Raw genomic sequence first — 13,523 nt, 5'->3', positions numbered from 1 at the left:
ACATCCATCTTTGAAAGGGGAGCAGTGCGCGCAACGGTCAAGGACGTCGCGCGCCGTGCCGGGGTTTCACCCAAGACTGTCTCGAACGTGATGAACGGCGTGGTGCCGGTCAGCGGATCCACCCGGCTCAAGGTGGAGCAGGCCATCCTCGAACTCGACTACGTGCCCAACCTCTCCGCCCGGGGCCTGCGCAACGGCAGGTCGGGCGTCATTGCCCTGGCACTTCCGGACCTGGCCACCCCGTACTCGGCCGAGATCGCGCACCACGTGGTGGAGGTCGCCCACGAACAGGGCTGGAGCATCCAGATCGAGGAAACCGGCTCCGATCCCCGGCGCGAGTACGAACTAATGTCCAGGGCGCGGTCCAACCTCATCGACGGCCTGATCCTCAACCCCGTGGTGCTGGACGAGAGCGCCGTCAAAGTGGGCGTCTCCCTGCCCCCGGTGGTCCTGCTGGGGGAGGTGTCCCAGCAGCTGGCCGACCGGGTGTGGGTGGACAGCGTTGCCGCCGCCCGCGACATGACCCTCACCCTCGCCCGTACTGGCCGGCGCCGCATCGCCGCGCTGGGAACTGCCGAAGGCCGGCACTCGGCAGCGGCAGTTCTGCGGACCCGCGGCTACCAGGCCGCGCTTAAGGAACTCGGCATTGGCCGTGACGACTCACTGCTGATCCCCTGCGAGAAGTGGACGCCCCAGACTGCTGCCGGTGCGCTCGCCTCCTACCTGGACTCGCACCCGCTCCCCGATGCGCTGTTCTGCTTCACCGACTCCATGGCCATCGGCGCGCTCAGTGTGCTGTGGAAGCGCGGAATCAAGGTGCCGGAGGACGTGGCCGTGGCAGGCTTCGACGACATCGCCGACGGACAATATGCCGTGCCGTCACTCACCACCGTGTCCTTTGACAAGCGCCGGGTGGCCACCGAGGCCCTGCGCCTCCTCACCGAGCGGATGGCCGACCGTACCAGCGAACAGCGGGTGGTCACCGTCGACTACAGCATCGTGGAGCGGGACAGCACCCGCGTCTAAACGAGACCATCAGATGATGTTGTTGGCGCTAACAATTTTCCCTTGTGCCAGGTTTTACAACGATGTAATGTGAGGTTTGCGTCACAAGGCCAGCCATTACCGGATCCGCGCTGGAGGGAACCGGAGCGGCTGGCGCAGTGCCACAAGGATTACTTTCAGCGGACCCATCCAAAGGAGTGACGGGTGAAGCAGTTTGATTTTTTCGCCGGGAAACAGATGTCCGGCAAACAGGTGTCCCGGCGGCAGCTACTGGCAGGAACAGCGGCCCTGGGCAGTGTGTTTGCCGCTGCCGGCCTCACGGGCTGCGGCGGAACCGCCTCGGCAGCGTCTGCTCGGGACATTGCGTTCTGGCATCTGCTGTCCGGCGGTGACGGCATCAAGATGCAGGCCATGATCAGCGCGGCGAACGGGGCCAACCCTGGCTTCAAAGTCCATCCGACCGTCCTGGCGTGGGGGCCGCCGTACTACACCAAGCTGGCCATGGCGTCGGCGGGCGGCAGGCCGCCGGAACTGGCCATCATGCACGCCAGCCGGGTCCCCGGCTACGCGCCGGGCGGACTCATCGACCCGTGGGACATGTCCCTGCTGGCGGAGTATGGCGTGACGGCCGAGAGCTTCGCGCCAAGGATCTGGGACAAGAGCCAGCACGGCGGCCAGGTGTTCTCCATCGCCCTGGATTCCCACCCTTTCGTCATGTTCTACAACACCGACATCGCCGGCACGGCGGGAATGCTTGGCGCCAACGGCCAGCTGCAGGAAGTGGGCTCCCCGCAGGACTTCCTCGCCATGGCCCGCGAGATGCAGAAGGTGACGCAGGCGCACGGCTTGTCCTTCGGCTACCTGGGCAGCGGGTCGCAGATGTGGCGCCTCTTCTACACGCTCTACAAGCAGCACGGGGCGGACATGGAGCTCACGCCGGGCCAGCCGATGAAGGTCGACCGGGATGCCGCCGTCGAATCCCTGGAATTCATGGCCTCGTTGTTCGATGACACCGTCGCCGCAAAGAGTGGGGACATCGGCACAGGCATCGCGGAATTTGCCCGCGGAGGTTCGGGGATGCTGTTCAGCGGCGTCTGGGAACTCCCCACCTTCAAGAAGGCGGACCTGCCCGTCGATGCCGCCACCATTCCCACGCTCTACGGGACGCCGGCGTCGTACGCGGACTCGCATTCCTTCGTCCTGCCGCGGCAATTGAATGTCGACGACGAGAAGCGGCGCGACGTGTACAAGTTCGTCAGCGACATCCTCAAAGGGTCGCTGTCCTGGGCCGAGGCCGGCCACATCCCGGCCTACCAGCCGATTGTGCAGTCGCAGGCGTACCGGGACCTCACGCCGCAGATCCACTACGCCAACGCCGCGGACATCATCGCCTACGACCCCGAGGCCTGGTTCAGCGGCTCGGGTTCGGACTGGCAGACCTACTTCGCCGAAAACGTGCAGAACGTACTCCTCGGCCGTGACAAGGCAGCCGACGGCTGGGACGCCTTTGTCCGCCGCACCAACACCCTTCTTTCCCGGCCCAACCCGGTCTGAGGCCACCGAGCGACAAAGGAGTCCCAATGAGTTCCTTAGCAACATCCGAAAGTGCTGAGCAGGCGCCGTCCCTGCCCGGCCAGCCCCGCAGAAACCCGTCCCGCAATAACCAGCCCGGAAAGAGCCCCTCCAGCACGGCCCAGTCCAGTCCCCGCCGGACCCGGGACAACCTTAACGGCTGGGGCTTTGCCGCCCCGTTCCTGGCGTTCTTCCTGGTCTTCCTCGTCTGGCCGCTGCTGTATGGGCTGTACATGAGCCTCACCGGCAAGTCCCTCACCGGGGCGAACGACAGCCTGATCGGCCTGGCCAACTACGCCGAAGCCCTGGCCGACGCCGACATGTGGCATTCGCTCGGCAATACGCTCTACTTCACGGTGATCAGCACGGTTCCGCTGGTGCTCGTTGCCCTGGTCATGGCCGGACTCGTCAATGTTGGGCTGCCGGCGCAGTGGCTGTGGCGGCTCTCCTACTTCGCCCCGTACCTGCTCGCGTCCACCGTCGTCTCGCTCTTCTTCTCCTGGATGTATAACCCGCAGCTGGGCCTGATCAACGACGCGCTCGCGAAGATCGGGTTGCCCAAGGTGGGCTGGCTGAACGACCCGAACGTCGCCATGTGGGCCATCGTCATCGCCACGCTCTGGTGGACCGTGGGCTTCAACTTCCTGCTGTACCTGGCCGCCATGCAGAACATCCCCGCCCAGCACTACGAGGCCGCATCACTGGACGGCGCCGGCGCCTGGCGGCAGTTCTTCTCCATCACCCTGCCGCAGCTGACGCCCACCACGGTGATGATCGTGCTCCTGCAGATCCTGGCCTCGCTCAAAATCTTCGATCAGGTCTACCAGATGACGGCCGGCGGCCCCTCCGGTTCCACCCGGCCCGTGGTGGAGTACATCTTCGAAACCGGCTTCACCGGCTACCGGCTGGGCTACTCCGCAGCCATCTCCTACATCTTCTTCGGGCTGATCGTGGCCGTCTCGGTCATGCAGTTCTTCATCACTCGCCGCAGGAGTGCATAACCATGGCAACCCAGACCCTTACCAGCCCGGCCCGTAGCAGCACTTCAGCCGCAAAGCTCCGGCAGCCCCGCAAGAAGATGACGGCCGGCAAGGCCGCCGTCCTTGCAGTCGCGGCGATCCTGGCCGTCCTGTGGCTAGTCCCGTTCGCCTGGGCGACGGCCACCGCTTTCAAGAGCGAAGGGGACGCCGCAGCGCCGAAAATAAGCTGGATCCCGCCGTCTGGCTTTACCGCCGACGCGTTCGTCAAGGTGTTCCAGGACGGCAACATCCCGCTGTGGACGTGGAACTCCCTCTACACCTCCGCGGCCATCACGGTGATCACGCTGGCCATCTCCGCACTGGTGGCCTACGCCCTGTCCCGCATCGACTTCCGTGGCAAGAAGGTGCTGATGACGGTGATCATCGCCTCCATCATCATCCCGCCGCCGGTGCTGATCATCCCGCTGTTCTACCAAATGGTGGCGCTGCACATGATCGACACGTCCTGGGCCATCATCCTGCCGCAGGTCATCCACCCCGCCATGGTGTTCGTGCTCAAGAAGTTCTTCGACCAGATCCCGCGTGAGCTCGAGGAGGCCGCGGTGATGGATGGCGCCAGCCGAATGCGGATCTTCACCCAGATCATCCTGCCGCTTTCGCGCCCCATCCTGGCCGCCGTCGCAATTTTCGTTTTCATCAGCGCCTGGAACAACTTCCTCTGGCCCTTCATCTCCACCAACGACGGCTCCATCCTGACCCTCCCGGTGGGGCTGCAGACCATCAAGAGCGCCTACGGCATCCAGTACGCGCAGAACATGGCATCCGCGCTGCTCGCGGCACTGCCGCTCATCCTGGTTTTCCTGTTCTTCCAGCGCCAGATCATCAAGGGCGTTGCGACGACGGGACTCGCCGGCACCTGACCTAAGCACCTTCGCTTTGCATCGCTTCTCAATGAACCTGTTCCACAACCAAGGAGATACCCCACATGTCCCGCGCAAGGATCACACTCGACCGCGACTTCACCGTCGGGGAAGTACCCCGCCGCCTTTTCGGCTCCTTCGTTGAGCACATGGGCCGCTGTGTGTACACCGGCATCTATGAGCCCGGCCACCCGGAGGCCGACGAGAACGGCTTCCGGCAGGACGTACTCAAGCTCGTCAAGGAACTCGGCGCCACCGTCATCCGCTACCCCGGCGGCAACTTCGTCTCCGGCTACAACTGGGAGGACGGCATCGGTCCCCGGGAAAACCGCCCGCGGCGGCTCGACGGCGCCTGGCACACTCTCGAGACCAACGCCTTCGGCCTGCACGAGTTCGTGGACTGGTCCCGGCAGGCCGGCACCGAAATCATGGAGGCCATCAATCTGGGCACCAGGGGAGTGGACGCGGCCCGCGAGATCGTGGAGTACGCCAACCACCCCGGCGGTACCTACCTGTCCGACCTGCGCGCCAAGAACGGGCACAAGGACCCGTTCAACATCAAGCTGTGGTGCCTCGGCAACGAGATGGACGGGCCGTGGCAGATCGGCCACAAGACCGCCGAGGAATACGGCCGGCTGGCCCAGGAAGCGGCGAAGGCAATGCGGTTCGTGGACCCGGACATCGAACTGGTGGCCTGCGGCAGCTCCAACTCCGGAATGCCTACCTTCGGGGCCTGGGAGCAGACAGTGCTAACCCAGGCCTACGAGGAAGTGGATTACGTCTCGCTGCACGCCTACTACCAGGAGCACGACGGCGACGTCGGCAGCTTCCTCGCCAGCGCCGTCGACACCGACTACTTCATCGAGTCCGTGATCGCCACGGCCGACGCCGTCCGCGCGAAGGGCAAGCACAAGAAGCACATCAACCTGTCCTTCGACGAATGGAACGTCTGGTACCAGCGCGGCCTCGACACCGAGGACCAGCCGCACAACGTGACCAAGGCCGGCTGGCGCGAGCACCCCCGGGTCATCGAGGACAAGTACAACGTGACGGACGCCGTCGTCGTCGGAACCCTGCTCAACTCGCTGCTCCGCCACGGCGACCGGGTGAAGATCGCCAACCAGGCGCAGCTGGTCAACGTGATCGCGCCGATCTTCAGTGAGGAGAACGGACCGGCCTGGCGCCAGACCATCTTCCACCCCTTCGCCCGGATGGCCGAACTGGCGAAGGGCCAGATCCTGCGCCTTTCCGTCGACTCGGACAAGTACGGGAACGCGCGGTTCGGCGACACCGACCTCGTGGACGTCAGCGCGACGTGGAACGAGGAAACCGGGCGCGTAGCGCTGTTCTTCGCGAATCGCGGGCTGGAGGAGGCGGCCGACGTCGAGGTGGCCCTGCGCGGTTTCGATGCCCGCCAGGTGCTCCGGGCGGAGGTCTTGGAAATCCCGGAGGGCGGGGACCGCTTCACGATCAACGCCCAGGGAAGCCCCGACCGGGTTGGCCTCAAGCCGCTCGAAGGGGCGAAGGCAAGCGGCTCCGAACTCCGGCTGAGCCTGCCTGCCCTGTCCTGGGCCGTCGTCGAGCTGGACGTGGTCAAGAACTGATCCTTCCCGGACCATCTCCTATCGGGGCGGGCGGCCTTAGAGGCTGCCCGCCCCGTGGGCGCCCAGGGGCAGTGGCCAAGTACGGCGTCCTGCAGCATTCCCGGGACCATCCTTGGATTCGCGGCAGCAGGCCACGGCGTTGCAACCCTCGTTCCCGCAGCCATGCACACGGCGGACGAACTCCCCGGACTGCGGCCCGGAACCCTGGTCCTGGCGCTGTCCAAGCGGGCGTCCGTCGTGGTCAGCTAACCGGACGACGACTGAACGGGAGACGACGAGGTCTACAATTGCGGCGGCTCCAGTAGCTGTCGTGCCACATCTGCATCCGTTATCAAGACGTTGATCCAGCCTCCGTCGATGGCGCCTCGAATGGCATCCAGTTTGCGCATGCCGCCGGCGACGCCGATGCGGCGGGGTATGCGCATCATGGCTTCGGCGTCAATGGAGATCATTCTTTCCTCGATGGCTGGTTTCATGGGCATGCCGTTGCTGTCGAAGAAGCGCAAACATATCTCTCCGACGGCTCCGGCTCCGGCTAGTTCCCTTTCTTCCGCTCTGCTCAGGGCGTTCCCGCTGGCTTGCCACAGGGGGGACGCCGGGAATGTGCCGATACCCACCAGCAAGGTGGTGAGGCGGTCCCAGGCCGCAATGGACGCCTTCACGGCAGGATCTGCTACGAACGCCTCCCGGATCTGTTGGTTCGCCACCAGTCCCGGGCATCCCATGTAGTAGGGCTTGGCCGACGTCAGTTCTGCCAAGTGCGAGACCAAGCGCGTGGCCTGAATCTGCGCCTGTGGACTGCCCACGCCGCCGATGAGCTGGATCACCTCCTTGGCGATTTTTCTCGGCCGAGAACGCATGGCTTCAACCGTATGCAGGAGGGTCGTGCTCCATGAGGAGATGCCCACATAGTCGTCGGCGTCGATGGTGGTCTCCAGATAGGTTGCCGCTGATGACCCCAAACGCATCCCCAGTGAGGCGCCGTCCATGACGTCAACCACCACAACTTCACGAAGTTGATACTTCTCTTCCAGAGCCTTCTCCAGCCCAACGTAGATACCTGCCGGCTGCACTATCGAGGTCCGCACGATACCCAGCTCAACGGCGTTCTTGAGATAGCGCGAAACGCGGGCTTGGGACAGGTTCAGACGCTGAGAGATTTCCGCTTGGGACATGCCCTCCTCGTGGTACAGCACAGCGATCTTCGTGAACAGCCGCAACTGTTCGGTGCTGGTCGACAGGAAGGAAGTGGACCCTGTGAGTTGCGTCATATTTCGTAGCCTTCGCGCCGGTTTTGAATAAATATGCAGACCCGAATATACCCCCTACCAGCGCTGCTTGTCGCTACCTCCGCCGTCTTTTGCGTGAGGGAAACGGAGGGGAACTCGACTGCCGCGCCCTCGCTCGCTGAATGAATATTCAGGCGTGAAATTTTCCGTGCTCTAGGTGCCTGCAGCTCGTAAGCTTCCAACATCAGCCCAACTTCAGAGCCGAAGTTCCGTCAGGAATTTCGATCGCGGTCCGCTGGACCGAGTGGCCTTCACGATCGAAAGCGAAACAAGATGACCGAAATCAAATACTCCACCCGACTTAATTCCTTTGCCTTGGGGAAGGGCAAGAAATACCCCAGCGGTGAAGACTCCGTGATCGACCTGATCGCCATCGCGGGCACCGTCAAGGGACTGACGACGCTTGAACTGAACTACCCGGAGCACTTCGGCCAGCACTCGGTCGACGAAATAAAGGCGGCCCTGGAGAAAGCCGATCTTGACGTCCGCGGCATCCAGCTCCGCTGGCCGGCGCCTCAATTTGCCAACGGAGGATTCACCAACCCCGATCCCGCCCTTCGGGAGGCAGCCGTAGGAATGGTGAAGGAAGCCATTAGCCTGTGCCGGGAATTCGGCGCCGACCATGTACTTCTGTGGCCAGCCCATGACGGCTACGAATACCCGTTGGAAATGGACTACATGAAGTCCTGGGACTGGATGGTCGAAAGCCTGCAGACGGTCGCCGATGTCGACCAGGACATGCGCATTTCTATCGAGTACAAGCCGGCGGAGCCGCGTGGACGCACTATCCTCAACACCACCGGCGCAGTCATGAACCTCATCAAAGACTGTGACCGCCCGAACCTCGGAGTCACCCTTGACTTCGGACACCTGCTGATGGCCCGGGAAAATCCGGCCCAGTCCGCGGCCATGTGCTTGCGGGACCAGAAACTGTACGGGCTGCAGCTCAATGATTCGCACGGTGTGGCCGACGACGGCCTCGTGGTAGCGTCGATCCACCTCGCGGAAACAGTGGAACTCGTGTACTACCTGATCCGCGAGGGATACCAGGGAACGTACTATTTCGATACCGATCCTGTGCGGGAGAACCCGGTCTCCGAATGCGAAATGAACATTGAGAGGATGGGGACCATCATCGACAAGGCCCGCGAACTGGTTCGGGACCACCCGGATCTTCCGAACGGGGACGCACTTCACTCATCGGCTGTCGTTTGGTCGAAAGTCGTTGGTGTCTAGATGCGGTCAACGAGTATCTGCGTCGTCGGGTCCCTAAATGCGGACCTCATTGCCTACGTTGGCGCAGACGGGAGCGCGGCGAGCTACGCGACCGGGTCCAAGTTCGAAATGGCCGCCGGCGGTAAGAGCCTCAATGCCGCAATGAGCATCGCGTCGCTGGATCCGACGGTAACGCTCGTGGGACGTATCGGTTCTGACGATCTCGGCAACTTCATCGCCGGGGCACTCAGCACTCGGGGCGTCACTACAGAAGGCCTCATTCGTGATGATGCCATCCACACCGGTGTCGGGCATGTAAGGGTCAATCCTGAGGGCGAGTACGACACCGTCGTTGTCCCGGGAGCCAACGGGAATTTTTCGGCGGATGATGTGGACGCCTACCTCGATAGCCATGAGCCGCCAGCGTTTGTGGTTCTGAACCTGGAGGTCCCGCTTCCGGCCGTGCGACAGGCCGCGACCCGCTTCCGTGAACGCGGGGCAACCGTGGTGCTGAACCTCTCTCCGGTGAATGCCGAGGCGAGGGCACTACTTCGTCTCGCCGACGTTGTGGTCATGAACCGCAGCGAGGCTTGCCACATACTGGACGTCCCGCCAACCACCGGCGAACGCTTGCTGCTTACAGCTCTGCGTGAGGCCGGCGCTCGGACCCCGGTTCTGACACTGGGCGACGGCGGGGTGGTGGCCCTGAACGGCAACGATCTGGTCAAGGAGGAAGTTGAGCCGACCCGCGTTGTGAACTCCGTCGGGGCGGGAGACAGCTTCCTGGCCATGATGGTCTTGGCCATGGCCAACGACCACCCGTTCCCGGTATGCCTCCGGGCTGCCAACGAGGCCGGACGGCTGGTCTGTGGCCGCTCTGAATCTTTCCTCACATCCGCTGACGTCAGGCACATTGAGGACGTCATCGGAGTTCCCCTGGCTAAAGCCGCGGCTACGTACCCGCGAGCGTCGGAGATAATCCATGGCTGAGAACGTCGTCGACGCTAGACGTCGAAACGTACTTTAGGCCTATCGGGTCCGGGTCAGGGGCCTGAGACAGGCGATCGCCTCCTGCGCGCCGGCCGATAGCGCCTTCGACCATGAGCGTCGGAAACCCAGCCATTCCGGGAAACCGTAGAGGTTTGGCACCGATCTTCTCCTTGGCGAGGCGTAGGCCAAAAAGAGCTTGAATCCCGCCTGGTGCAGGCCTTCCAATGATGAAAGGAATACAGATCATGAACAAAATTTCCAAGAGGGCCACGCAGATGGCCGCAGCTACCGCAGCTGTGGCGTTGCTCGCGGCCTGCAGTGCTACTCCAGATGGCGGCGGCAGCGGCTCCGGTGCGTCAGGAACGACGGCAGGACTCGCTTCTCTGGTGGACGGCGCAGGCAAAACCGCGATCAAGGACCTCACCAGCAGCCTTGGCCAGCCCAGCGGTTCCAAGGACACGAAGCTTTGCTACATCACCCGGACGCTCTCCAACGAGTTCTGGGGCTATGAACGCGATGGTTTCGAAGCCGAGGCAAAGAAGCTGGGTGTCCCGTATCAGACGTTCGACGTCACTGACGAGTCTTCGATCACCGAGCAGCTGGATAAGGCCAAGAGTGCGGCGAACCAGGGTTGCAAGGCCCTTCTTGCTTCGCCGATTTCGGCAACGGGCCTGGATACCGTTTTCACTGACGCGCTGGCCAAGAATGTGCCCGTTATTATCCTGAATGATGCAAAGGGCACTGTTCCGGGAACCGTCTATGTGGGCCCGGACGCGCAGACGATTGGCCAGACGGCAGCGGATTACATCGCCAAGAAGCTTCCCGACGGTGGCAAGGTTGCCATGATCGAAGGCGATCCGGGATCCTCAAACGCCCTGAACCGGGGCGAGGGATTCAAGGCGGGGCTGGCGAAGCATTCCAACCTGAACTTGGTTGCATCCCAGACGGCAAAGTGGGACCAGACCCGCGCCCAGGAAATCGCATCCGCCATGCTTACAGCCAACCCTGACATCAAGGCCTTCTACTCCCAGAACGATGGCATGGCCCTTGGTGTGGCCGCGGCCATTGCGGCGAAGAACCTGACGGGCAAAGTGCTCCTGGTGGGAACGGACGGAATTCCGCAGGCGAAGAAGGAAATTCAGGCCGGGAACATGACGGCCACGGTCAGTGAGCAGCCGACGACTGAAGGTGCCAGCGGAGTGGACACGGCGCTTTGGCTGCTGGCGGGCAAGAAAGTTCCCGGTTGGGTGGACGTTCCGGCCTTCATCATTGATTCAAAAAACGTGTCCAAGTACCCAACCGGCATGCCGTAACCAGGGAACGGTAACTTTCATGACTGCACCGTTGTTGGAACTCAAAAACATCGCCAAGTCGTTCCCGGGCGTGCGCGCCCTGGCAGACGTCAGCTTCACCTTGGAGCGGGGAGAAATCTGTACACTCGCGGGGGAGAACGGGGCGGGCAAGAGCACCCTGCTTGCCATCCTGGGCGGGTCCCTGCTGCCGGACCAGGGCTCTGTGATTATTGACGGGGTTCGAAGAGAGCACTTTTCTCCCCGGCAGGCCCTTGCCGACGGGGTACGGATCGCCCATCAGGAGCCTGCGATCGTTCCGCAGTTGACGGTGGAACAGAACCTTTTGCTGGGACGGACGCCGGCGCAGCGGAAGGCGGCCCGGCAGGACATTGACCAGGCTCTGGCCGATGTTGCCCGGATGGGTTTTCCGCTCGATGCCAAGGCCCCGGTCGGTGGGCTCAGTCCGAGCGCCACGCCCTGACCATTGCCAGATCCTTGGCGTTCGGTGCCAAGATCGTGGCCCTCGATGAACCCACGACCAGCATGCTGGAACACAACGTTGAAGGTGTGCTGAACCGGGTCCGCGAAATTTCCCACTCCCGCGGCGTGGGAATCATCTACGTTTCGCACAAAATGCCGGAGGTCATGACTGTTTCCGACAAGGTGGTCGTCCTGCGCGACGGCAGGGTGAACTTCACCAGTGCCATCAGCCAGACGAGTGAGCACGACATTGTCCGGAACATGGTGGGCAGGCAGCTCCTGGAGTTCAAGAGGCAGCATCCTGTGCCGCCGGACGCACCAGTAGTTTTCGAGGCCACGGACGTTGCCCATCCCAAAGGTGTTGGTCCGCTGTCACTGCAGGTCCGGGCGGGCGAGGTGCTGGGCATCGCCGGGCTCGTCGGTTCCGGGCGCACCGAGTTCCTGCGGGCGATCATCCGCGCCGACAAGGGAAGCAGCGGCACGATCAGCATCGACGGTCGAAAGCGCCGCATCCGCTCCCCGCGGGACAGCCGAAATGCCGGTATCGCTTTCATCCCGGAGGAGCGCAAGCACCAGGGGCTTGTTCTGCAGGTCCCGGCCTACGCGAACGTCGCCCTCACCGCTGATCGGCAGTTCAACGGCTTCGGTCCGCTGCTGAGCCGCCGCAAGCAGATAGCTGCCGCAGAGGAAGCGGCGTCCCGCATGTCGTTACGCCCGAATAATGTCCGGCTCAATGCCCGCCAGTTCTCGGGCGGTAACCAGCAGAAAATCGTCATTGCCAAATGGACTTGGCGGAACACCAAGGTCTTCCTGTTTGACGAGCCGACCAAAGGCGTGGACGTCGGAGGCAAGGTCGAAATCTATGAACTGATCGACGCGCTGGCCAAGGCTGGAAGCGCCGTCATCGTCGTCTCTTCGGATCTTCCGGAAATCATCTCCCTGAGCGACAGAGTCAAGGTCATGCGGCAGGGGACCTTTGTCTCCGAACACACCGGCGATGACATCAATGAACACAGCCTCGTGGCCGGAGCCATGGGAATCGCAGAAAGAACAACATGAGCCAGCACACCATGCCCAAAGACGACGCGAGTCAACAGGGCCCCGGCAAGAAGCCTCTGAACAATGCGGACGCCACCGTCAAAGAGCCGCGGCGGCCCCGACCGGCAGTGAACCTGCAGGCCCTGGGAATCTACATCGCCGCCGTCGTGATCTTCCTGATCTTCGGCGCGCTGAACGGAAACTTCCTCACCGCGGGCAACCTCCGGGACATCGCCGTGTCCGCCAGCGTCAACGCCATCATCGGCCTGGGCATCACCTTCGTGATCATCACCGGCGGCATCGACCTGGCAGTCGGGTCCATTGCCAGTTTCGTCGGGATTGTCTCGGCGACCCTGATGGTGAATGCCGGGACCTCGCCGCTCCTTGCCCTGCTCGCGGGCATCTTGCTGGGCCTCGTCTGCGGCGCCCTCAACGGTGTCCTGATCACGAAGCTCAAACTGCCGCCCTTCATCGCCACCCTCGGCACCATGAGCATCTACCAGGGCTGCGCCTATGTCGTCACCAACGGCCGCCCGGTATACAACGTGCCGAAGGACTTCGTGTTCATGCTCAACAGCTACGTCGGTGGAGTGCCGGTGGCCGTGATCCTGGTGGCCGTTCTTGCGGTGCTGTGCTGGCTGCTCCTTCGCCGGACCGTCTTCGGGCAGAACGTCATCGCCACCGGCGGCAGCGAGGAAACAGCCTGGCTTTCGGGCGTCCGCGTCGACCGGGTAAAGATTGCCGTCTACGCCCTGTCCGGCGTTCTGGCGGCCATCGGCGGCCTCGTGATCGTCGCCCGCATTAACGCCGCGCAGACAGACGCCGGCAGCCCCTACCTGCTCACCGCTATCGCTTCGGCCGTGATCGGTGGAGCAAACCTCATGGGCGGGGAGGGGCGCATTGCAGGAACCCTTGTCGGAGCGCTGATCCTGGGTGCGCTAACCAACGGCCTCGTCCTGCTCAACGTCCCCAGTTTCTACGAACAGATCGTCACGGGCCTAGTTGTTGTCATCGCCGTTGCACTGGACCAGGGCAGCAAGGGATGGCCGCTAATGAAAAAAAGGACGGCGCCCAAGAAAGCAGCAACAGCCTGATGACGCCTGCGAAAGCAGACCGCAGCTGATGGAGCGGAGAACAC

General features: G+C 63.0%; 13 protein-coding genes. 12 read left to right on the top strand and 1 reads right to left on the bottom strand.

What is annotated here, in order from left to right:
- Positions 1-24 precede the first annotated feature (24 nt).
- From QFZ33_RS22480 to QFZ33_RS22455, 6 genes are all read left to right on the top strand, one after another.
- Positions 25-1,026 carry a LacI family DNA-binding transcriptional regulator gene (locus QFZ33_RS22480; RefSeq protein WP_307031132.1) on the top strand — a complete coding sequence of 334 codons (1,002 nt, stop codon included), beginning with the start codon at positions 25-27 and terminating at the stop codon, positions 1,024-1,026.
- 216 nt (positions 1,027-1,242) lie between these two features.
- Positions 1,243-2,559, top strand: a complete 1,317-nt coding sequence (locus QFZ33_RS22475; RefSeq protein WP_307031964.1) for an extracellular solute-binding protein — start codon at positions 1,243-1,245, stop codon at positions 2,557-2,559.
- 26 nt (positions 2,560-2,585) lie between these two features.
- Positions 2,586-3,578, top strand: a complete 993-nt coding sequence (locus QFZ33_RS22470) for a carbohydrate ABC transporter permease (RefSeq protein ID WP_307031130.1) — start codon at positions 2,586-2,588, stop codon at positions 3,576-3,578.
- Positions 3,579-3,580: 2 nt separating this feature from the next.
- Complete coding sequence (locus QFZ33_RS22465; protein ID WP_307031128.1) at positions 3,581-4,477, top strand: carbohydrate ABC transporter permease; 897 nt, start codon at positions 3,581-3,583, stop codon at positions 4,475-4,477.
- A gap of 65 nt (positions 4,478-4,542) precedes the next feature.
- On the top strand, positions 4,543-6,081 hold the full coding sequence (arfA, locus tag QFZ33_RS22460) for an arabinosylfuranosidase ArfA (protein WP_307031127.1): 1,539 nt from the start codon (positions 4,543-4,545) through the stop codon (positions 6,079-6,081).
- Positions 6,082-6,135: 54 nt separating this feature from the next.
- On the top strand, positions 6,136-6,330 hold the full coding sequence (locus tag QFZ33_RS22455; RefSeq protein WP_307031995.1) for a hypothetical protein: 195 nt from the start codon (positions 6,136-6,138) through the stop codon (positions 6,328-6,330).
- 32 nt (positions 6,331-6,362) lie between these two features.
- Here QFZ33_RS22455 and QFZ33_RS22450 read toward each other — a convergent pair whose 3' ends face one another.
- Positions 6,363-7,352 carry a sugar-binding transcriptional regulator gene (locus tag QFZ33_RS22450; RefSeq protein ID WP_307031125.1) on the bottom strand — a complete coding sequence of 330 codons (990 nt, stop codon included), beginning with the start codon at positions 7,350-7,352 and terminating at the stop codon, positions 6,363-6,365.
- Between the two features lie 291 nt (positions 7,353-7,643).
- Here QFZ33_RS22450 and QFZ33_RS22445 point away from each other — a divergent pair, with 291 nt between their 5' ends.
- The 6 genes from QFZ33_RS22445 (at position 7,644) to QFZ33_RS22420 (ending at position 13,479) form a co-directional block, all read left to right on the top strand.
- A complete protein-coding gene (locus QFZ33_RS22445; protein ID WP_307031123.1) occupies positions 7,644-8,606 on the top strand; it encodes a sugar phosphate isomerase/epimerase family protein in 963 nt (320 codons plus the stop codon).
- Positions 8,607-9,575 carry a PfkB family carbohydrate kinase gene (locus QFZ33_RS22440; protein WP_307031121.1) on the top strand — a complete coding sequence of 323 codons (969 nt, stop codon included), beginning with the start codon at positions 8,607-8,609 and terminating at the stop codon, positions 9,573-9,575.
- A 245-nt stretch (positions 9,576-9,820) separates the two neighbouring features.
- Positions 9,821-10,888, top strand: coding sequence for a sugar ABC transporter substrate-binding protein (locus QFZ33_RS22435; RefSeq protein ID WP_307031119.1), 1,068 nt, complete (start codon positions 9,821-9,823; stop codon positions 10,886-10,888).
- A gap of 19 nt (positions 10,889-10,907) precedes the next feature.
- Positions 10,908-11,348: an ATP-binding cassette domain-containing protein gene (locus QFZ33_RS22430; protein ID WP_307031117.1), complete on the top strand. Its 441-nt coding sequence runs from the start codon at positions 10,908-10,910 to the stop codon at positions 11,346-11,348.
- 14 nt (positions 11,349-11,362) lie between these two features.
- Positions 11,363-12,406, top strand: a complete 1,044-nt coding sequence (locus QFZ33_RS22425) for an ATP-binding cassette domain-containing protein (RefSeq protein WP_307031115.1) — start codon at positions 11,363-11,365, stop codon at positions 12,404-12,406.
- Positions 12,403-13,479 carry an ABC transporter permease gene (locus tag QFZ33_RS22420; protein WP_307031113.1) on the top strand — a complete coding sequence of 359 codons (1,077 nt, stop codon included), beginning with the start codon at positions 12,403-12,405 and terminating at the stop codon, positions 13,477-13,479. Before QFZ33_RS22425 ends, QFZ33_RS22420 begins: the two co-directional genes overlap by 4 nt.
- The last annotated feature ends 44 nt before the right edge of the window (positions 13,480-13,523 follow it).

Origin of the sequence: Arthrobacter globiformis (assembly GCF_030815865.1) — a bacterium.
Taxonomy (GTDB): domain Bacteria; phylum Actinomycetota; class Actinomycetes; order Actinomycetales; family Micrococcaceae; genus Arthrobacter; species Arthrobacter globiformis_B.
The sequence above is the reverse complement of the archived record's forward strand: the minus strand, read 5'-3'. Positions and strand labels throughout refer to the sequence as shown.